The sequence below is a fragment of the Pseudomonas sp. CH235 genome (genome assembly GCF_004368175.1).
Classification (GTDB): Bacteria; Pseudomonadota; Gammaproteobacteria; order Pseudomonadales; family Pseudomonadaceae; genus Aquipseudomonas; species Aquipseudomonas paraglycinae.
This window is the reverse complement of sequence record NZ_RRZJ01000011.1, coordinates 118,139-139,407: the sequence shown is the minus strand read 5'-3', so window position 1 is coordinate 139,407 and position 21,269 is coordinate 118,139. Positions and strand designations below refer to the sequence as shown.

General features: G+C 61.2%; 15 protein-coding genes. 9 read left to right on the top strand and 6 right to left on the bottom strand.

The features are described 5' to 3' along the window. Nucleotides 1–197 precede the first annotated feature (197 nt). The 3 genes from EIY71_RS14380 to EIY71_RS14370 all read left to right on the top strand — a co-directional run bounded on the left by EIY71_RS14380 (nucleotide 198) and on the right by EIY71_RS14370 (nucleotide 6,936). Entirely contained in the window at nucleotides 198–3,650 is a 3,453-nt protein-coding gene (locus EIY71_RS14380) for a GMC oxidoreductase (protein WP_134022069.1), read from the top strand. Nucleotides 3,651–3,797: 147 nt separating this feature from the next. Beyond that, complete coding sequence (locus tag EIY71_RS14375) at nucleotides 3,798–5,666, top strand: hypothetical protein (protein ID WP_134022067.1); 1,869 nt, start codon at nucleotides 3,798–3,800, stop codon at nucleotides 5,664–5,666. A 25-nt stretch (nucleotides 5,667–5,691) separates the two neighbouring features. Further along, a complete protein-coding gene (locus EIY71_RS14370; protein WP_134022065.1) occupies nucleotides 5,692–6,936 on the top strand; it encodes a metallophosphoesterase in 1,245 nt (414 codons plus the stop codon). Nucleotides 6,937–7,093: 157 nt separating this feature from the next. On the opposite strand, the gene gbcA is transcribed toward EIY71_RS14370, so the two are convergent. Continuing rightward, nucleotides 7,094–8,386, bottom strand: a complete 1,293-nt coding sequence (gene gbcA / locus EIY71_RS14365) for a glycine-betaine demethylase subunit GbcA (RefSeq protein ID WP_085746637.1) — start codon at nucleotides 8,384–8,386, stop codon at nucleotides 7,094–7,096. A 293-nt stretch (nucleotides 8,387–8,679) separates the two neighbouring features. Between gbcA and gbcB the strand changes: the two genes are divergently transcribed. Then, on the top strand, nucleotides 8,680–9,780 hold the full coding sequence (gbcB, locus tag EIY71_RS14355) for a glycine-betaine demethylase subunit GbcB (RefSeq protein ID WP_011336281.1): 1,101 nt from the start codon (nucleotides 8,680–8,682) through the stop codon (nucleotides 9,778–9,780). Nucleotides 9,781–9,847: 67 nt separating this feature from the next. Here gbcB and EIY71_RS14350 read toward each other — a convergent pair whose 3' ends face one another. The 5 genes from EIY71_RS14350 to EIY71_RS14330 form a co-directional block, all read right to left on the bottom strand. Then, complete coding sequence (locus EIY71_RS14350; protein WP_134022063.1) at nucleotides 9,848–10,234, bottom strand: hypothetical protein; 387 nt, start codon at nucleotides 10,232–10,234, stop codon at nucleotides 9,848–9,850. Then, nucleotides 10,231–11,679 (bottom strand): hypothetical protein, encoded by a 1,449-nt coding sequence (locus EIY71_RS14345; RefSeq protein ID WP_134022061.1) that lies wholly within the window; start codon nucleotides 11,677–11,679, stop codon nucleotides 10,231–10,233. The genes EIY71_RS14350 and EIY71_RS14345 overlap by 4 nt, the downstream gene beginning before the upstream one ends. Continuing rightward, nucleotides 11,676–12,161, bottom strand: a complete 486-nt coding sequence (locus EIY71_RS14340) for an Hcp family type VI secretion system effector (RefSeq protein ID WP_134022059.1) — start codon at nucleotides 12,159–12,161, stop codon at nucleotides 11,676–11,678. Before EIY71_RS14340 ends, EIY71_RS14345 begins: the two co-directional genes overlap by 4 nt. 90 nt (nucleotides 12,162–12,251) lie before the next feature. Continuing rightward, complete coding sequence (locus EIY71_RS14335) at nucleotides 12,252–13,076, bottom strand: NAD(P)-dependent oxidoreductase (RefSeq protein WP_129972201.1); 825 nt, start codon at nucleotides 13,074–13,076, stop codon at nucleotides 12,252–12,254. A 235-nt stretch (nucleotides 13,077–13,311) separates the two neighbouring features. Continuing rightward, nucleotides 13,312–14,352 carry a low specificity L-threonine aldolase gene (locus tag EIY71_RS14330; RefSeq protein ID WP_007959802.1) on the bottom strand — a complete coding sequence of 347 codons (1,041 nt, stop codon included), beginning with the start codon at nucleotides 14,350–14,352 and terminating at the stop codon, nucleotides 13,312–13,314. A gap of 128 nt (nucleotides 14,353–14,480) precedes the next feature. Here EIY71_RS14330 and EIY71_RS14325 point away from each other — a divergent pair, with 128 nt between their 5' ends. The 5 genes from EIY71_RS14325 to EIY71_RS14305 all read left to right on the top strand — a co-directional run bounded on the left by EIY71_RS14325 (nucleotide 14,481) and on the right by EIY71_RS14305 (nucleotide 21,230). After that, a complete protein-coding gene (locus tag EIY71_RS14325) occupies nucleotides 14,481–15,191 on the top strand; it encodes a TraX family protein (protein ID WP_134022057.1) in 711 nt (236 codons plus the stop codon). A gap of 156 nt (nucleotides 15,192–15,347) precedes the next feature. After that, on the top strand, nucleotides 15,348–16,601 hold the full coding sequence (gene glyA, locus EIY71_RS14320; protein WP_102685725.1) for a serine hydroxymethyltransferase: 1,254 nt from the start codon (nucleotides 15,348–15,350) through the stop codon (nucleotides 16,599–16,601). A 20-nt stretch (nucleotides 16,602–16,621) separates the two neighbouring features. After that, the gene (locus EIY71_RS14315; RefSeq protein WP_003206307.1) at nucleotides 16,622–17,872 is read left to right on the top strand and encodes a sarcosine oxidase subunit beta; all 1,251 of its coding nucleotides are present in this window, start codon (nucleotides 16,622–16,624) and stop codon (nucleotides 17,870–17,872) included. Between the two features lie 14 nt (nucleotides 17,873–17,886). Continuing rightward, a complete protein-coding gene (locus EIY71_RS14310) occupies nucleotides 17,887–18,216 on the top strand; it encodes a sarcosine oxidase subunit delta (protein ID WP_011336273.1) in 330 nt (109 codons plus the stop codon). Beyond that, on the top strand, nucleotides 18,213–21,230 hold the full coding sequence (locus EIY71_RS14305) for a sarcosine oxidase subunit alpha (RefSeq protein WP_134022055.1): 3,018 nt from the start codon (nucleotides 18,213–18,215) through the stop codon (nucleotides 21,228–21,230). The genes EIY71_RS14310 and EIY71_RS14305 overlap by 4 nt, the downstream gene beginning before the upstream one ends. Nucleotides 21,231–21,269 lie beyond the last annotated feature (39 nt).

Here is a 21,269-nt window from a genome sequence, read left to right as displayed (position 1 = left end):
TCCGTGCTCTGCCGGCAGCTTCGCCACGCAAGCGCACGTTGCGTCGTGCCGCCAATCAGCACGCCCGTCTGTAGCGCCTGATTCCTGCCCAAACCGTTGTACTGCCGTCGGGATTTCCCGGAGGCCAGGTGCCCGTTCGCCCATTGATTGCAGGCAACCGCAGAGTTGCCCCATCTGCCTGAGAGAGGAACCACCTCATGACACGGATCGCAACGCCCATCAGCGAAATCAAGGAACACTACGACGTCATCGTCATTGGCTCCGGGTACGGCGGCGGCATTGCCGCGTCGCGCCTGTCCCGGGCCGGTAAAAAGGTCTGTCTGCTGGAACGCGGTCGGGAGATCCAGCCCGGCGAATACCCCAACACCATGATCGCCGCGACCGAGGAATTGCAGGTGCACGATCCGGACGGCCACATCGGCTCGCGCACCGGGTTGTTCGACTTGCACGTCAACGCGCAGCAGAACGTGGTGGTCGGTTGCGGCCTCGGCGGCACGTCGCTGATCAATGCCAACGTTTCCCTGGAGCCGACCGTCGATGTTTTCCAGGATCCGCGCTGGCCACTGGCGGTACGTGAGGACCACGACGGCTTGCTCAAGGAGGGTTACGCCAAGGCCCGGGAGATGCTCAAGCCCAATCCCTACCCGAGCACCTCGCCGAACCTGCCGAAGCTTGATGCCAACAAAAAATCCGCAGATTTCCTCAAGCAAGGCGCGCACTTCTACAAGCCGCCGATCAACGTGACCTTCGACAAACTGCCCAACAACCTCAACCACGTCGGCGTCGAGCAACTGCCGTGCAACCACTGCGGCGACTGCGTTTCGGGCTGTAACAACAAGGCCAAGAACACCACGCTGATGAACTACCTGCCGGACGCCACCAATCATGGCGCGGAGATTTTCTGCCAGGCCCAGGTGCGGCATCTGGAGCGCGACGGCAATGGCTGGATCGTGCACTTCCAGTACCTCGACAGCGGCCGCGAGAAATTCGACGCGCCGACCTTGTTCGTGAAGGCCGACATCGTCGTGGTCTCCGCCGGCACCCTCGGCTCCACCGAGATTCTGCTGCGCTCGCGGGACAAAGGCCTGGTGATGTCCGGGCAGCTCGGCGAGAACATGAGCGGCAACGGCGACATCCTCGGCTTCGGTCACAACTGCGAGCAGACCATCAACGGCATCGGCTTCGGCGCGCACTCGGCCAAGGAAATGCAACCGGTCGGCCCGTGCATCACCTCGATCATCGACATGCGCACCGAGGGTGACCGCAGCAGTCGCATGGTCATCGAGGAAGGTTCGATCCCGGGCGCCCTTGGCCGGCCGATGGTGCCGGCAATGGCCGGGTTCGCCGAGATGATCGGCAAGCCCACCGACGACAGCTTCAGCGGCAAGGTGAAGTACAAGGAGCGCGAAGCCGAAAGCTTCCTGCGTGGCCCGTATCACGGCGCGCTGCACAACCTGCAGACCTACCTGATCATGAGCCACGACAGCGGCCAGGGACGCATGGTCCTCGACAGCAAGGATCAACTGCGCATCGACTGGCCGGGCGTCGGCGAGCAGGAAAACTTCAAGATCGGCAACGAGCGGCTGTACCAGAGCACCAAGGCCCTGGGCGGGATCTGGGTCGAGAATCCGATCTGGACCAAGCTGCTCAAGCACAGCATCGTCTCGGTGCATCCGCTGGGCGGTTGCGTGATGGGCGAAGACGCCGCGCAAGGCGTGGTCAACCACAAGGGCCAGGTGTTCAGTGGCGCCAGTGGCACCGATGTCTACGCCAACCTGTACGTGACCGACGGCGCAGTGATCCCGACCTCACTGGCAGTCAATCCGCTGCTGACCATCTCCGCCGTGAGCGAGCGCAACATGGGCCTGCTGGCCGCTGATCGTGGCTGGACGATCGACTACACGCTGCCGTCGGCGCCGCGCAAACAGACCGCGCCGCCGACCCTTGGCGTGCAGTTCACCGAAACCATGAAGGGCTACTTCTCCCGCGCCTTCACCGCCGCGCAAAGCACCGACCTCAAGGTTTATGAGGCGGCCGCCAAACGCGGCGAGGTGGACAACTCGCCGATCGACTTCACCCTGACCATCACCGCCAACGACCTCAACCGGATGATCAAGGAGCCGGAACACGCCGCGACCATCGTCGGCACGGTGATCGCCCCGGCGCTGTCGCCGGAACCGCTGACCGCCAGCAACGGTGTGTTCAATCTGTTCGAGCAGTTCGAGCAGCAGGTCGACACGCGCCACATGAAGTACGACATGAAGCTGACCGCCGAGGACGGCCACGACTATTTCTTAAGCGCCTTCAAGACCGTGCCGGAAGACAACGGCGTGCTGAATATCTGGCACGACACCAGCACCCTCTACGTGACGCTGTATCGCGGGCCGGACAAGTCCGGTGAGGTGATCGGCTCCGGGGTGATGCACATCAAACCGACCGATTTCGCCAAGCAGATGACCACCATGAAAGTCCTCAATGCGCGCAACGAGCGTGAGCGCATCGAAGGGCTGGCGCGGTTCGGCAAGTTCTTCGCCGGGATTCTCTGGGAGAGTTATGGCGGGGTGTTTGCCGGTGACAAATACTTCAATCCCGACGCGCCGCCACGGCTGAAACGGCCACTGGATGCACCGACGCCGGCCGTGCATTTCTTCCCTACTGAAGACGGCGTGCAGTTGCGCCTGACCCGTTATCAGGCCGGCAGCAAAGGCCCGGTGATGCTGGTGCATGGTCTGGGTGTGGGCTCGAATATCTTCTCGACCGATACGATCCAGACCAACCTGCTGGAGTTTCTCTGCAAGCACGACTACGATGTGTGGCTGCTGGATTTCCGGGTGAGCATCCTGCTGCCGGCAAGCAAGAAGGAATGGAACGGCGACCAGATCGCCCAGTACGACTTCAAGGCCGCCATCGCACAGATCCAGCAGGAAACCAGAGCCAGGGACGTGCAGTGCGTGGTGCATTGCTACGGCGCGACCACGTTCTTCATGTCGCTGCTCGCCGGTTTGCAGGGCGTGCGTTCGGTGGTCTGCTCGCAGATTGCCGCCGACACGGTGGTCGCGACCGCAACGGGATTGAAGGCCGGTCTGCACTTGCCGGGAATGCTCGACGCGATCGGTATCAAATCCATGACCGCCTACGCCGACAGCAAGGAGAACTGGTTCAACCGGCTCTACGACAAGGCGCTCAACGGCTACGCGCGGATCGAAGCCCAGGGCTACTGCACCAACCCGGTGTGTCACCGCATCACCTTCATGTACGCCTCGCTGTATCGCCACGACACCCTCAACGAAACCCTGCACGACAACCTGCACGAACTGTTCGGCGAGTCGAACATCGAGACCTTCGAGCACCTGGCGCTGATCGTACGCAAAGGGCATCTGGTGGATTTCAAAGGGCACGACGTGTACATGCCGCACTTTGACCGGCTGACCATGCCGATCTGTTTCATCAGCGGCGCCGACAACCAGTGTTATCTGCCGGAAAGCACGCTCAAGACCTATCAGCGGGTTTGCGAGAAGCACGGGCCGGAGCGCTACAGCCGGCATGTGGTACCGGGTTACGGCCACATCGATTGCATGTTCGGCAAGAACGCGGTGGTCGATGTGTATCCGATCATCCTTGAACACCTGGAGAAAACGGCCCTCGGATAGCCCCCGATCGTGTCGATCGTTCCCACGCTCTGCGTGGGAACGCCGCATGGACGCTCTGCGTCCGCTTTTGTGACGCGGAGCGTCACGAGATGCATTCCCTCGCGGACGGTTCGACGCTTCGACGGGGGAACGATCTGGGGAACTGATATGGACAGCTACATCCGCTGGTTTCAACGCTTCATCTGGCTCGGCATTGCCATGAACATGGTGTTCGCGATCCCGGCGCTGTTCGCGCCGGGGTTGCTGACATCGGTGGTCGGCCTGCCGCCGCAACTCTCCGACCCGTGGCTGGAAAACGCCGGGATGCTGCTGGTGGGCATCAGCGTGTTCTACATGCCGTCGGGCTTCAACGCGCCGCGCTACGTGGTGCATTCCTGGCTGTGCGTGCTGACACGGCTGATCGCCGTGGCGTTCTGGATCTACCTGATCAACACCAGCAGCCAGGGTTCGGTGTTTGTACCGATGTTGATGGGCGACCTGAGTTTCTTCCTGATCCTCGGCATCCTGCTGTACCTCGGCACCACCCCTGAAAACCGACCGCTGACGCTGCTCTGTGACGGCTGGCGCGAATGGCGCGCAGCGTGGGCGCGGCAGTGGCAGAGTCACGCGTTCAAGGTCGGCACGCTGGTCGTGGTGGCGCTGCTGGCGTTCATCGGTTACCAGACCTGGTATCAGATGCTGCGCGTGGTGCCGGAGCAGGATTACGCCTCCGACGAAGATCACTATAAATACGCCGCCATCGGTCTCGGTATCGAAGCGCGAATTCCGTATTACCTGTTCTCCGTGCTGCCGCAGATGTGCCCGGAAAAACTGCCGAAACCCGGTGGCTGGGAAGTCTTCGGTTTCCTGTTCGAGAACGGCAAGGACCTGCCGATCGGCATGGCCAAACGACAGATCGGCTACCCGACCGTCGAGCCGAACTGCGCGCTGTGTCATACCGGCTCCTATCGGGCGAATGCCAGCGACGTTGCCGTCAATGTGCCGAGTGCACCGGCCAACACCCTGCAACTGCAAGCCTTCCAGTGGTTCGCCTACGATTGTGCCAGCGACCCGAAATTCACCACCGACGCGGTGATGGCGGCGATCAACAGCAAGTTCCAGCTGGGCTTTTTCGAGAAGCTCTACAACCGCTACCTGATCATCCCGATGGCCAAGACCGCGCTGCTCAAACAGAAGCAGGCCTACGCCTGGCAGAAGCTGCGCCCGCAACAGGGACCGGGGCGCACCGACACCTTCAACCCGACGAAAATGGTGGTGTTCGGCTTCCCGGATGACTCGACCATCGGCACCGTCGACCTGCCGCAAGTGTGGAACCAGAAACCCCGGGAATCGATGTACCTGCACTGGGACGGCAATAACAACAAGATCCACGAGCGCAACTACGCGGCTGCGATGGCCGTGGGCGCGACGCCGGAATCGGTGCTGCCGCCGAGTTTCAACCGGGTGACCAACTGGCTGCTTGGGCACAAGGCGCCGGCGTGGCCGTGGGCACTGGATCAGGCCAAGGTAGCTCAGGGCAAACCGGTGTGGGAGGCTAACTGCGCGGGTTGTCACGATTTCGGTCGCGTCGACACCGGGCAGGTCACCACCAACATCGACCAGCTCGGCACCGATCAGCACCGGCTGAACTCGTTCACCACCGGGCTGGTGGCGGCCTTCCACACCTTCAAGAAACCGCCGTTCGATTTCGGTGCCTACCGCAAGACCCAGAGCTACAGCAACACGCCCACCGACGGCATCTGGCTGCGCGCGCCGTACCTGCACAACGGCTCGGTGCCGACCCTGTGGGACTTGCTGCAACCGCCGGAAAAACGTCCGCAGGTGTTCATCACCGGCTCCGATGTCTACGACCCGGTCAACGTCGGCTTCGTCACCAGCGGCGCCCAGGCCAAAGCCTCGGCGGACTTCACGTACGACACGCGCCTGGAAGGCAACCACAACAGCGGTCACCTGTACGGCACGACGCTGTCGGACGACGACAAGCGTGCGCTGATCGAATTCATGAAAACCCTGTGAACCCTTACGGATAGAGGATTACGCCATGTCAGCGGTCGGACATCTGAAACACGAATACGACAAGGTCAAGCTGCGCCTGCACGGCTTGTTCACGCGCATCGAAATGGCCTGGATGAAGCTCATCAGCGAACTCGAACCCAAGGAATTCGAGGCCATCATCAAGTTGCTCCAGCGCGGTCACGATCAGGCGCAATACGTGCTCAAGCACGGCGAGTTGCCGGACGACGAGCCGGCGGTGCCATGGGAATTGGCCCACGGTTTGTCAATCCTGCGTATCGGCAACGCGACGCCGCTGCCGCAATCGCCCGATCAACTGCAGACCAAGGTGCTCAAGGACGGCACGCTGCTGGGCTGTCGCAAGTGGGAGCTGCTGGATCTGCTGTGGAGCGAGGCGCTGCTCAAGTGGATCGAAAACCTGCGCCATCACGCGACCTTCGGCACCGATCCGGCGCTGGTGAAAATGGATCGCGAAGTGACGCTGGCGATTGCCGGCGACTGGGGCACCGGGCCGTTCAACAGCCATGCGCCGGCGGTGTCGGTGGCGAACCAGATGCAACTCGCCAATGCCGATTTCACCATTCACCTGGGGGATGTTTATTACGCCGGCACCCACTCTCAGGAGGACACCGACATGGCGGGCTGGCCGATGGGCACCCATGGTTCGTTCACCCTCAATTCCAACCACGAGATGTACAGCGGCGCCCACGGCTATTTCAAGGAACTGGCCGCGCGTTTTCCGGGGCAGCAGGGCACCAGCTACTTTGCCCTGATCAACGACGACTGGCTGATTGTCGGACTGGACACGGCGTACGCCTCGGACGTCATGAACCTGTACATGGATGGCACCCTGAACAAGCCGCAGATCGAGTGGATGAAAGGTCTGCCCAAACGCAACAAACTCATGGTGCTCAGCCACCATCAGGGCTTCGACATCACCGGGCACAACAAGACCGCGCTGTATCAACCGGTGTGCGATGCGCTGGGGCGTGAGCCGGATTACTGGTATTGGGGGCATCTGCACAATGGCATCGTCTATGCGCCGCAGGGTGGGCTGCATGCGCGCTGTGCCGGGCATGGAGCGATTCCCTATGGCACCACCAGCGAACTGAACGGGCATTCGCGGGTGCTGTTTTCGGAGACGCAGGATGCCAACGATCCGGACTATCCGCTGCGGGTGTTGAATGGGTACGCGAAGATCAGGTTGGTGGGGGAGGAGATTTTCGAGGAGTTTATCGGGGAGGATGGCTCGGTAAGGTGGTCATCGCAATGATGCGGTTGCTATAAGGACGCCATGATCGTTCCCACGTCGAGGCGTCGAACCGTCCGCGTGGGAATGCCTCAATGGACGCTCTGCGTCCGCTTTTGGGACGCAGAGCGTCCCCGGCTGCATTCCCACGCAGAGCGTGGGAACGATCGGTCAGATGCAATCAGCCTTGGACCGGCACGCCTTTGAGGTACGGTGCAGGCTCGGCGCCGAGATTGCTCAGCATCCGCTCGCTGTACCAATCCACGAAATTGACCACGCCGAACTCATAGGTCTTGGAGTACGGGCCCGGCTGGTACGCGGTGGAGTTGATCCCGCGCTGGTTCTCTTCGGCCAGACGACGGTCCTGATCGTTGGTCGCGTCCCACACCTTGCGCATGCGTTCGACGTCGTAATCCACGCCTTCGACCGCATCCTTGTGCACCAGCCATTTGGTGGTGACCATGGTTTCCTGAGCGCTGATCGGCCACACGGTGAATACGATGATGTGGTCGCCCATGCAGTGGTTCCACGAGTGCGGCAAGTGCAGGATGCGCATCGAGCCCAGGTCCGGGTTCTTGATCCGGCCCATCAGTTTGGCGCAGCCCTGTTTGCCGTCCATGGTCATCGACACGGTGCCCTTGAGCAGCGGCATGCGCACGATGCGGTTGCGCAGGCCGAAACTGGCGTGGGCGTAAGGGATCTTCTCGGCTTCCCAGGCAGCGGCGGAGGCGGCGACGTGATCCTTGAACGCCTGATCGGCACGCGGGTCGGTGACGTCGTCCCATTCCAGCAGGGTTTTCAACAGTTCCGGGTGAGAGCCGCTGCAGTGGTAGCACTCGCGGTTGTTTTCCAGCACCAGTTTCCAGTTGGCCTTTTCCATCAAGGTGGTGGTAATCGCCACCTTGGTGTTCTCCATGTCGTACGGTTCCATGTAGTGGTTCAGGGTCGACAGGAAGTCATCGATGGCCGGCGGGTTCTCCGCCAGGCTGATGAAGATGTAGCCGCCGGCAGTCTTCACGTTCACCGGTTTGAGGCCGTACTGCTTCATGTCGAAGTCGGCGCCCATTTCGGTGCCGGCGAACAGCAGGCGACCGTCCAGCTCATACGTCCACTGGTGATAGTGGCAGACCAGTTTGGCGACCTTGCCCTTGTCGCTGGTGCACAGGCGCGAGCCTCGGTGGCGGCAGACGTTGTGGAAGGCGTGCACCACGCCTTCGGCGCCGCGAATCACGATGATCGGGTTCTTGCCGATCTGCAGGGTGATGTAGTTGCCCTTGGCCGGGATTTCGCAGGTCATGCCGGCGATCAACCACTCTTTCTGGAAGATCTCCTGCATGTCGATATCGAACAGCCGCTCGTCGCTGTAGAACGGCTGCGGCAGGGAGTAGGTGCGCTCGCGTTCCTGCAGCATTTGTGCGGTGGCCTTGCGTGCGGGTTCCAGCGGGTCGCCCAGGCTGATTTTTGCGGTGTCCATCGATGTAATCCTCAAGGCCATCTGCGTGGCCGCGAAAGTGGCTGATCGGGTGTGCGGCTAAGGGGTGCTACGCAAGGTGTAAAGAATCTGTTTGTGTTGGGGCGAGTGTGGGGCCGCCGCTGCCCGGAACCTTATCCATGGGCGACATGGTGCAATCTGTTCCCGACGCGCAACCCCCGGTGGTTGGGGGCTGGTCGCGATAAGTATGTGAATGTCGCGGATAGGTAAACGGGGCGTTCGCGCTATACGCAGAATCGCCACATGAAGGCCGACAGTCGGCCGTGGAGAACAGCATGTCGAACAGCTTCCTGAATCCGGTCACCACCCAGACCTGGGCCAATGGCCGACACATCGTCCGTTGCGTCAAAGTCATCCAGGAAACCTGGGATGTGCGCACCTTCTGTTTCATGGCCGACCAGCCGATCCTGTTCTTCTTCAAGCCCGGACAGTTCGTGACCCTGGAGCTGGAAATCGAAGGCCAGCCGATCATGCGTTCGTACACCATCTCCAGCTCGCCGTCGGTGCCGTACAGCTTTTCGGTGACCATCAAGCGCGTGCCGGGGGGCAAGGTGTCCAACTGGCTACACGACACGCTGCATGAAGGCCAGGAGCTGGCGGTACACGGCCCGGTCGGGCTGTTCAACGCCATCGATTTCCCGAGCCCGAAAGTGCTGTACCTGAGCGGTGGTGTCGGCATCACACCAGTGATGTCCATGGCGCGCTGGTTCTACGACACCAACGGCAACGTCGACATGACGTTCATTCACAGCGCTCGCTCACCGAAAGACATCATTTACCACCGCGAGCTGGAACACATGGCGTCGCGGATCGACAACTTCAGCCTGCACCTGATCTGCGAAAAGCATGGGCTGGGCGAGCCGTGGGCCGGCTATCGCGGCTACCTCAACCACAAGATGCTGGAACTGATGGTGCCGGACTTCCTCGAGCGCGAAGTCTTCTGCTGCGGCCCGACGCCGTACATGACGGCGGTCAAACGCCTGCTGGAAAACGCCGGCTACGACATGAAGCGCTATCACGAGGAATCCTTCGGCGCCACGCCACCGGAAGCCCGCGCCGATGCGGTGGAGCAGGCCGAACAGGCAGCGGAAGCACCGGAAGTGCCGGCGGCGGATCTGCACCTGGTGGAATTCACCTCTTCGGACAAGAGCATCCGTGTTGCGCCGGGCGAGACCGTGCATGCGGCGGCTGCGAAGGTCGGCCTGATGATCCCGAAAGCCTGCGGCATGGGGATCTGCGGGACGTGCAAGGTACTCAAGCTGGGCGGCGAGGTGGAGATGGATCACAACGGCGGGATCACCGAGGACGACGAGGCGGAGGGGTACATTCTTTCTTGCTGCAGTGTGCCGAAGGGGGATGTTCGGATCGAATATTGAATTCAGTTTGCAGGCTTGGGGGCGATCTCTCGTAGGGGAGATCGTATGAAGTCATTAGTTGCTGTTTTTAAATAATCTCTAATGCGGCGAGAAGTCCAAAGAGCAAAAAAGTTAAGCCGGAAATTCTCTGATATTTATATAGTGTAAGTAGCGTGCGTTTGAAGTCTGGCGGAAAATTTTTAATATCTTTTGCGCTCAGTTTCCCTTGGTAAAGGTAGATTGCTGGACGTTTCAGGAAGCTAAAAATTTCCCCCATCATGTAGATCCGCCCCCGCACGCCTCCATGCCATAGCATCATAAGGCCTCCGGCGATCGAACTGTTTTGAAGGCTGTTCATTATTAGTTCTATTTTTGTTTTTGCGATATATAAAACGATGCAGTTGATTATTATGAGTGCGGCGACGTTTATGATGTTTAGAATGATAAAGGCATCTCTTGCAGTTTCATAACTCATCGGGTTTTCTCGTAAATCAATTCACCGGCGATTTCGCCGCCTTTTTCGCCCATATAGCCGACCGTAAAGGATCCGGCTCCCGCAACCACGATCCCGCACAGTGCCCCACCGATTCCTGCACTGGATACCCCGAGTGCTACGCAAATGGTGGAGGCCGTGCTTGCACCTACAGCAGAACCGACAGCTCCACCCAGAAAACTTCCGGTTTCGGTGAATTTAATCTTTTCGCACTCCTCGGCGTTCTCGTTCGTACAGACATCCTGAACCTTCATTGCCGAGGCTCCGCCAGCCACGGCCGTACCAATCCATCCGCCATATTTTACGTATTGCGAGGCTTTCACCACGCCTTGAATGTGAGTGGCGTACCCGGGCGGCTGGCCGATGCCGCCAGCCTTCCTCCAGCGGTGCACCAGGTGCGGATGCTCGATTCCTAGAGCGATCTTGAGGTTTGGGTGATCAGGGAGGCCAATGACTTTCTTCGTCAATCCGGTTAGCTGTCCGTCCAGCCGTTGAAGTAATTCGGCGCGCCGCTTTTTGAATGCTTTTGAGTTCAGGCTGCCATTGGTCTCGATAGTGCTGATATGCAATGCCTCAATGTCTTTCAAAGCGGCTTTTATGCCATCCAGATGATTAGCCGCCATGGCAGTACCAACCCCAATAACTTTTGACCCATCTGAAAGCGTCCTTCTGATGACCTCATAGTGCTGGGCAAAAAAGTCCGCCTCTTCCACCGTCAACGGCGCCAGCGCCATGCTGACGATGTGCGCGGTTTCCATCAGCAGTGATTCTTCATAAGTGCATTGCTGATTGTCTGGATCACTCAGAACAATCATCGATCCGGCCTTCACCACGTCCTCCAGTGGATTCAGGCTTTTGAATTTGGCGATGACATTCGGGTTGGGCGACGGAAACAGTTGCGCCTGTAGTTTCTCGGCGGACACGCTTTTCGGCACGATGTAGAACCCCGGCTCTGCGGGCGCCGGCAGCTCCTGCGGCCAATGCTCGCGGGGAACCATTCGCAAGTCGTTGACCGGACGCGGAGAGGAGGGCGGGGCTGAGTTCGGGCGTGTCACTTTCAGGTTCTGCTGGTGGGCGGCCCGCAGCAGACGTTCCGGATCGGGAGTTGCTGCAGGCTGTGGGAGCATCGACAAGCGTCGTGCCTTGGCCGTGCCGGTGATCGCTCCGTGCCTGTTTTGCTGCAGGATCCGAGACTGGTTCAGCAGGTTGTGTTGTTCCTGCACAAGCGCAAGGATTCCCTGCTCCGGAGTCAGGCGTCCGGCGGCAACCTCATCGGTGATGTGCTTGGCGAAATATGCGACTTGTTGATTGAACTGCACCCGCGCGATGCCGAACGCCAGATGGCGAGCACTGGCGGTCAGCGCCTGGCCGAGCAGGTTGCCTGCGGCATCCTCAACGCCGCAGGGATCATGTGGTCGAGGGTTCAATCCTGGCTGCCCCACGAGGTATGGCCGGTGGTGCCCGCAATGTGGTGTACCCAACTGATGCCGCGGTAACGAATGGCCAGTTGTTCTTGAGGCTGGGCATCATTTTGCAGAATCACGTGCGGCACATCCTGCGACAGTTCAGCGAGAACCGCCCCGTCGAGGGTGATCGAATAGAATTTTTCCTGCTGCCCCTGGGGCGAAGTGCGGTAGAGGCTGATCGTGCATTCGAGTTCTTCGCTGTTCGAATGCGCCTGGGCCAGCAAGGGGGAGGATTTGTCGACCGCTTTGGTGATGATGACCGGTTGGTGGACGGCTTTGCCGAGGTTGTTGTCGCGGCGCATTTCATGGCTCAAGGCGAACACCATGATTTCATCGGTATGGGCTTTCTGGTATTTGTTGCCGACCGATTCCGGGGTCGAACACCCGGCTGAAATAAGGCCTTGAGTCTTGCCGGTAATGGTCATGTAGGCAGGGTTCGCCATAGTCAGCACTCCTCGAAAACGGAGCAGGCAGTCTATGGCGAAGTCTGTTTGGTTTATGTAGGTCCTGGTGTAGGTCGATTCTGAAAATGCTCAGTCGATAAACAGATCCGTCATCAATTTCGCGTCACTCTTCGGCTCAAACCGATAGTGGTCGAATTCGCTCACGCCGCTTTCGCGCAAGATCTCTTCATCAATCAACAACCGCCCGGTAATCCGCCGCCCGCTGCTGCTCAGAATCACATGCGCGGCATCCGCCATGATCGCTGGCGTGCGCGCATGCTTGAACGACTCCCGATTGCCCAGCTGAAACTCGATGGCCGCCGTGGCAATCATGGTCTGCGGCCACAGCGAATTGACGCTGATTCCATAGTTGGCGAATTCCTCGCTCATGCCCACCGTCAGCATGCTCATGCCGTACTTGGTCACGGTGTAGGGGCTGTATTGCGCGAACCATTTGCTGGCCAGATTCAGCGGCGGTGACAGGTTGAGAATGTGCCCGGAGGACTTCTTCAGATAGGGCAGGGCGGCCTGGCTGCACAGCAACACCGCGCGGGTGTTGATCTGATGCATCAGGTCGAAACGCTTGAGTTCGATGTGCTGCACACCGGTCAACTTGATCGCCCCGGCGTTGTTCACGAGCGCATCGATCCCGCCAAAATGTTGATTGGCCTGGGCCAGCGCCTGTCGCACCGCCTCCTCATCCCGCACATCCAGTTGCAGCGCCAGGGCCTTGCCGCCGGCCGCTTCGACTTCCGCGGCGACGCTGTGGATGGTGCCGGGCAACTTGGCGTGCGGCTCGGCGCTCTTGGCCGCGATCACGATATTGGCCCCGTCCTGTGCAGCCCGCAGCGCAATCTCGCGCCCGATGCCACGGCTGGCGCCGGTGATGAACAAGGTTTTGCCTTTTAGCGACATGCGCAAGCTCCTGCTTATTGTTATGTGAGCGATGGCTCGACAGACAATGTAGTCGATGGAGCTGAAACGGGAGGGAGCCTGATCGCCGATCGTTCCCACGCTCCGCGTGGGAATGCAGCCTTTGACGCTCCGCGTCATGACGGTGCCTGGCGTTACATCAGTGGTGCGGCAGGAACGCGGAGCGTCCCGGGAGGCATTCCCACGCGGAGCGTGGGAACGATCAAGGAGGAGGCGATCAGGCCGACATGACTTCGCGGATGTCGCGTGCCAGTTCGCGTACGCGTTCTTCCTCGGTGTCCCACGAGCACATGAAGCGGGCGCCGCCCTTGCCGATGAAGGTGTAGAAGCGCCAGCCGCGCGCGGTGAGGGCGGCGATGGCCGGTTCCGAGAGTTGCAGGAACACGCCGTTGGCCTGGACCGGGAACATCAGTTCCACGCCCGGGATGTCGCTGACCAGTTCGGCCAGCAGTTGCGCGCAGTGGTTGGCGTGGCGGGCGTATTTGAGCCAGGCGTCGTTTTCCAGGATGCCGACCCACGGCGCCGACAGGAAGCGCATTTTCGAGGCCAGTTGCCCGGCCTGTTTGCAGCGGTAATCGAAGTCTTCGGCCAGTTTGTGGTTGAAGAACAGGATCGCCTCACCCACCGCCATGCCGTTCTTCGTGCCGCCGAAGCACAGCACGTCGACGCCGGCCTTCCAGGTCAGGTCCGCCGGCGAGCAGCCGAGGAATGCGCAGGCGTTGGAGAAACGCGCGCCGTCCATGTGCAGGTTCAGGCCCAGTTCCTTGCAGGTGTCGCTGATGGCGCGGACTTCTTCCGGGGTATAGACGCTGCCGACTTCGGTGGCCTGGGTCAGGGTCACGACGCGCGGTTTCGGGTAATGGATATCCTGGCGCTTGAGCGCGACTTCGCGGATCGAGGCCGGGGTGATCTTGCCGTTTTCAGTACCGGCGATCAGCAGTTTCGAACCGTTGGAGAAGAATTCCGGAGCGCCGCATTCGTCGGTTTCGACGTGGGCGGTTTCCGAGCAGATCACGCTGTGGTAACTCTGGCACAGCGACGACAGCGCGAGGGAGTTGGCGGCGGTGCCGTTGAAGGCGAAGAACACTTCGCAGTCGGTCTCGAACAGCTTGCGGAAATAATCGGAGGCGCGTGCTGTCCACTCATCGTCGCCATAGGCGCGCTGGTGGCCGTGGTTGGCCTGTTCCATGGCAGCCCAGGCTTCGGGGCAGATACCGGAGTAGTTGTCGCTGGCGAATTGTTGGCTCTTGTCGGTCATGGCCGGCTTCCGTGATCGAGGCGCTTGTGGCGCTTCGTGGGGTCAATGATGGTGCGCACTGTACCGAAGATCATCCGGGGAGCACACGGGATGTCGCTGTCAGAACTTTACAAGGATGCGAGCCGATTATGCACCTGAGCCGGCGCGACGGCGCACTCGATCTGCTCAAGTGGCTGGCGCTGCTGAGCATGCTGCTCGATCACTTGCGATATGTCGGGATCAGCGCCGATTGGCTGTATGGGCCGGGACGGCTGGCATTCCCGTGGTTCTGTCTGGCGATGGCGGCGAACCTGGCCCGTGACGGCGCGCGCAAGACCGAATGGCGTTATCTGGGCTGGTTGCTGCTGTTCAGCCTGCTCAGCGAGATTCCCTACCGCTTGTACATTCCCGAGTCCGACACCTTGAACGTGATGCCCACGCTGGCGCTGGGCTTGCTGGTGGCGCGGGGCTGGCAGGATCCAGCGCTGATTTCGCGACTGCTCGGCGTCAGTGCTTTGCTGGTGGCCGCGTTGTTTCCGGAGCGACTGATGTTCGGTCTGTTCGGCGTCTTGCTGCCGCTGGCGATGTTGCTGGTGTTTCGCAAACCCTGGTTTTTCAGCCTGCTGCCGGGCCTGCTGTGTCTGGCCGCGAATCAATGGCGGACGCTCTACGAATCCGCGCAGTTCGGCAACATTGTCGCCATCCTCGGGATTGTGACTTGCCTGATCGCGCCACTGCTCGGAATGTTCCTGTTGCGACAAGCCACTTACCTCCACGCGCCACCCATGCGGCGCTGGGCGTATGCGCTCTATCCCGCGCATTTCATGGTTCTTCTGGCCTTGCGCCAGCTACTTGTTTGAGTCCGTCGCCGCCGCCATGTCGTAAACGCACCTTTGCGTGGCGTCCGTAGGCATTTGACCTCCCTGCGCCGGCCATACCATCGCATCAAAGGGCATTGGCTGAACGCCGTGCCTTACCGAGACGAATGGCGCACAGATGCCGCTGGGAGAGACGCGATGTTCAGCAAGCAAGACCAGATCCAGGGTTACGACGATGCACTGCTGGCGGCGATGAATGCCGAGGAGCAACGTCAGGAAGATCACATCGAGCTGATCGCGTCGGAGAACTACACCAGCAAGCGCGTGATGGAAGCGCAAGGCAGCGGCCTGACCAACAAATACGCCGAAGGCTATCCGGGCAAGCGCTACTACGGAGGCTGCGAGCACGTCGACAAGGTCGAAGCCCTGGCCATCGAGCGCGCCAAGCAGCTGTTCGGCGCCGATTACGCCAACGTCCAGCCGCACTCCGGTTCCTCGGCCAACAGCGCCGTGTACCTGGCCCTGTTGCAAGCGGGCGACACCATTCTGGGCATGAGCCTGGCCCACGGCGGTCACCTGACCCACGGCGCCAAGGTTTCGTCTTCGGGCAAACTGTACAACGCCGTGCAGTACGGCATCGACACCAAGACCGGCCTGATCGATTACGACGAAGTCGAGCGTCTGGCCGTCGAGTGCAAACCGAAAATGATCGTCGCCGGTTTCTCGGCCTACTCGAAAACCCTCGACTTCCCGCGCTTCCGTCAGATCGCCGACAAGGTCGGTGCGCTGCTGTTCGTCGACATGGCTCACGTCGCCGGTCTGGTGGCTGCCGGTCTGTACCCGAACCCGCTGCCGTACGCCGACGTGGTCACCACCACCACTCACAAGACCCTGCGCGGTCCGCGTGGCGGGCTGATCCTGGCCAAGGCCAACGAAGAAATCGAGAAGAAGCTCAACGCGGCGGTATTCCCCGGCGCCCAGGGCGGCCCGCTGATGCACGTCATCGCCGGCAAGGCCGTGTGCTTCAAGGAAGCACTGGAGCCTGGCTTCAAGGCCTATCAGCAACAAGTGATCGACAACGCCCAGGCGATGGCGAGCGTCTTTATCAAACGTGGCTACGATGTAGTGTCCGGCGGCACCGACAACCACCTGTTCCTGGTCAGCCTGATCCGTCAGGGCCTCACCGGTAAGGACGCCGACGCCGCCCTCGGTCGCGCGCACATCACCGTCAACAAGAACGCCGTACCGAACGACCCGCAGTCGCCGTTCGTGACCTCCGGCCTGCGCATCGGCACCCCGGCGGTGACCACTCGCGGCTTCAAGGTGACCCAGTGCGTGACGCTGGCCGGCTGGATCTGCGACATCCTCGACAACCTCGGCGATGCCGATGTCGAGGCCAACGTCGCCCAGCAGGTTTCGGCCCTGTGCGCTGACTTCCCGGTTTATCGCTGAGCGTTCTGGAGTACATGACTATGCAACGCTATTCGGGCTTCGGCCTCTTCAAACACTCCCTCAGCCACCACGAAAACTGGCAGCGCATGTGGCGCACGCCTACCCCGAAAAAGGTCTACGACGTGGTCATCGTCGGTGGCGGCGGGCATGGTCTGGCGACCGCCTACTATCTGGCCAAGGAGCACGGCATCACCAACGTGGCCGTGGTCGAAAAGGGCTGGCTGGGCGGCGGTAACACCGCGCGCAACACCACCATCGTTCGCTCCAACTACCTGTGGGACGAGTCGGCGCACCTGTACGAACACGCGATGAAACTGTGGGAAGGCCTGTCTCAGGACCTGAACTACAACGTGATGTTCTCCCAGCGCGGCGTCTACAACCTGTGCCACACCCTGCAGGACATCCGTGATTCCGAGCGTCGGGTCAGCGCCAACCGCCTCAACGGCGTCGACGGCGAACTGCTCAACGCCAAGCAGGTCGCGGACGAAATTCCGTACCTCGACTGCTCGAAAAACACCCGCTACCCGGTGATGGGCGCGACCGTTCAGCGTCGCGGCGGCGTGGCCCGTCACGATGCCGTGGCCTGGGGCTTTGCCCGTGCCGCCGACGCCCTCGGTGTGGACCTGATCCAGCAGACCGAAGTGATCGGTTTCCGCAAGGAAAACGGCGTGTGCATCGGTGTTGAAACCAACAAGGGCTTCATCGGCGCCAAACGCGTCGGTGTGGTCACCGCCGGTAACTCCGGGCACATGGCCAAGCTCGCCGGTTTCCGTCTGCCGATCGAATCCCACCCGCTGCAAGCGCTGGTGTCCGAGCCGATCAAACCGATTATCGACAGCGTGATCATGTCCAATGCCGTGCACGGTTACATCAGCCAGTCCGACAAGGGCGACCTGGTGATCGGCGCCGGTATCGACGGCTACAACGGCTACGGCCAGCGCGGTTCGTACCCGGTGATCGAGCACACCATCCAGGCCATCGTCGAGATGTTCCCGGTGCTGTCGCGGGTGCGCATGAACCGTCAGTGGGGCGGCATCGTCGACACCACGCCGGACGCCTGCCCGATCATTTCGAAAACCCCGGTACCGAACATGTTCTTCAACTGCGGTTGGGGCACCGGCGGCTTCAAGGCAACTCCTGGCTCGGGCAACGTGTTTGCCGCGAGTCTGGCCAAGGGTGAAATGCACCCGCTGGCCGCACCTTTCTCCATCGACCGTTTCCACAACGGTGCGTTGATCGACGAACACGGCGCTGCGGCTGTCGCCCACTAACAGGAGAAATCCCCATGTTGCATATCTTCTGTCCTCACTGCGGCGAACTGCGCTCCGAAGAGGAATTCCACGCATCCGGCCAGGCGCACATCCCGCGTCCGCTGGATCCGAACAGCTGCACCGACGAGGAGTGGGGCGACTACATGTTCTTCCGCGACAACCCGCGCGGTCTGCACCACGAACTGTGGGATCACGTCGCCGGTTGCCGCCAGTACTTCAACGTCACCCGCGACACCGTGACCTACGAGATTCTCGAAACCTACAAGATCGGCACCAAGCCGCAATTCACCGACAAGGCTGACACTGCGAAAACAGCCACGACGGCGCTGGGAGAGAAGGTATGAGCCAGACCAATCGCCTGTCCAACGGTGGACGGATCGACCGCAACAAAGTGCTGAGCTTCACCTTCAACGGCCAGACCTACAAAGGGTTTGAAGGCGACTCGCTGGCCGCAGCCCTGCTGGCCAACGGCGTCGACATCATTGGCCGCAGCTTCAAGTATTCGCGTCCGCGCGGCATCTTCGCCGCCGGCGCCGAAGAGCCGAACGCTGTCCTGCAGATCGGTGCTACCGAAGCCACCCAGATCCCTAACGTGCGCGCCACGCAACAGGCGCTGTACCAGGGCCTGGTCGCCACCAGCACCAACGGCTGGCCGAGCGTCAACAACGATATGATGGGGATTCTCGGCAAGGTCGGCGGCAAGCTGATGCCGCCGGGTTTCTACTACAAAACCTTCATGTACCCGCAATCGTTCTGGATGACTTACGAGAAGTACATTCGCAAGGCTGCCGGCCTGGGCCGTTCGCCGACCGAAGTCGATCCGGACACCTACGACTACATGAACCAGCACTGCGACGTGCTGATCGTCGGCGCCGGCCCGGCCGGTCTAGCCGCAGCACTGGCTGCTGCCCGCAGTGGTGCGCGGGTGATCATCGCCGATGAACAGGAAGAGTTCGGCGGCAGCCTGCTCGATTCCCGCGAAAGCCTCGACGGCAAACCGGCGATGGAATGGGTGGCCGGCGTCATCGCTGAATTGAAGAACACTCCGGACGTGCTGCTGTTGCCGCGCGCCACGGTCAACGGCTACCACGACCACAACTTCCTGACCATTCATGAACGCCTCACCGATCACCTCGGTGACCGCGCGCCGATCGGCCAGGTGCGTCAGCGCATCCACCGCGTCCGCGCCAAGCGTGTGGTGCTGGCGACCGGCGCTCACGAGCGTCCGCTGGTCTACGGCAACAACGACGTTCCGGGCAACATGCTCGCCGGTGCGGTGTCGACTTACGTGCGCCGTTACGGCGTGGCACCGGGCAAAAAGCTGGTGCTGTCGACCAACAACGATCACGCCTACCGCGTGGCGCTGGACTGGCTCGACGCCAGCCTGCAAGTCGTCGCCATCGCCGACGCCCGCAGCAATCCGCGTGGCGCATTGGTCGAGGAAGCGCGCGCCAAAGGCATTCGCATCCTCACTGGCAGCGCCGTGATCGAGGCCCGTGGCAGCAAGCACGTGACCGCTGCCCGCGTGGCGGCGATCGATGTCAAAGGCCACAAGGTCACCAGCCCGGGCGAATGGCTCGACTGCGACCTGATCGCCAGCTCCGGCGGTTACAGCCCGGTGGTTCACCTGGCGTCGCACCTCGGCGGCAAGCCGATCTGGCGCGAAGACATCCTCGGCTTCGTACCGGGCGAAGCACCGCAGAAACGCGTGTGCGTCGGTGGCATCAATGGCGTCTACGGTCTTGGCGATTCTCTGGCTGACGGTTTTGAAGGCGGAGTGCGCGCTGCGTCCGAAGCCGGTTTCCAGACCGTTGAAGCCGTGTTGCCGAAAGCCCTGAGCCGTCTGGAAGAGCCGACGTTGGCGCTGTTCCAGGTGCCGCACGAGAAGGGCACTTCGCGGGCGCCGAAGCAATTCGTCGACCTGCAGAACGACGTGACCGCCGCGGCCATCGAGCTGGCGACCCGCGAAGGTTTCGAGTCGGTCGAGCACGTCAAACGCTACACCGCGCTGGGCTTCGGCACCGATCAGGGCAAGCTCGGCAACGTCAACGGCCTGGCGATTGCCGCCCGCTCGCTGAACGTGACCATCCCGCAGATGGGCACCACGATGTTCCGTCCGAACTACACGCCGGTCACTTTCGGCGCGGTAGCCGGTCGTCACTGCGGGCACATCTTCGAACCTGTGCGTTACACCGCACTGCATCAATGGCACCTGAAAAACGGCGCCGAGTTCGAAGACGTCGGTCAGTGGAAACGTCCGTGGTACTTCCCGAAAAACGGCGAAGACATGCATGCCGCCGTCAAACGCGAATGCAAGGCTGTGCGCGACAGCGTCGGTCTGCTGGACGCTTCGACCCTGGGCAAGATCGACATCCAGGGCCCGGACGCCCGCGAGTTCCTCAATCGCGTGTACACCAACGCCTGGACCAAGCTCGACGTGGGCAAGGCCCGTTATGGCCTGATGTGCAAGGAAGACGGCATGGTCTTCGACGACGGTGTGACGGCGTGTCTGGCCGACAACCATTTCGTCATGACCACCACCACCGGCGGCGCGGCTCGCGTCCTGCAGTGGCTGGAGCTGTACCACCAGACCGAATGGCCGGACCTGAAGGTGTACTTCACCTCCGTCACCGATCACTGGGCGACCATGACCCTGTCCGGCCCGAACAGCCGCAAGCTGCTCAGCGCCGTGACCGACATCGACCTGGCCAACGAAGCGTTTCCGTTCATGACCTGGAAAGAAGGTCTGGTCGGCGGTGTACCGGCACGGGTGTTCCGCATCTCGTTCACCGGTGAGCTGTCGTACGAAGTCAACGTCCAGGCCGACTACGCGATGGGCGTGCTGGAAAAAATCGTCGAGGCGGGCAAGCAGTACAACCTGACCCCGTACGGCACTGAAACCATGCACGTCTTGAGGGCGGAGAAGGGCTTCATCATCGTCGGCCAGGACACCGACGGCTCGATGACCCCGGACGACCTGAACATGGGCTGGTGCGTCGGTCGCACCAAACCGTTCTCGTGGATCGGCCAGCGCGGCATGAACCGTGAAGACTGCGTGCGTGACCAGCGTAAGCAACTGGTGGGCCTGAAGCCGATCGATCCGAACGTCTGGCTGCCGGAAGGTGCGCAACTGGTGTTCAACACCAAGCAGTCGATCCCGATGACCATGGTCGGCCACGTGACCTCCAGCTACGCGCACAACTCCCTCGGCTATTCGTTTGCCATGGGCGTGGTGAAGGGCGGTCTCAAGCGCATGGGCGAGCGGGTGTTCGCACCGCTGGCAGACGGCAGCGTGATCGAGGCGGAAATCGTTTCTTCGGTGTTCTTCGACCCGAAAGGTGATCGCCAGAACATCTAACTGATCGCTCCCGCGCCTGGCGCGGGAGCGACACCGAAT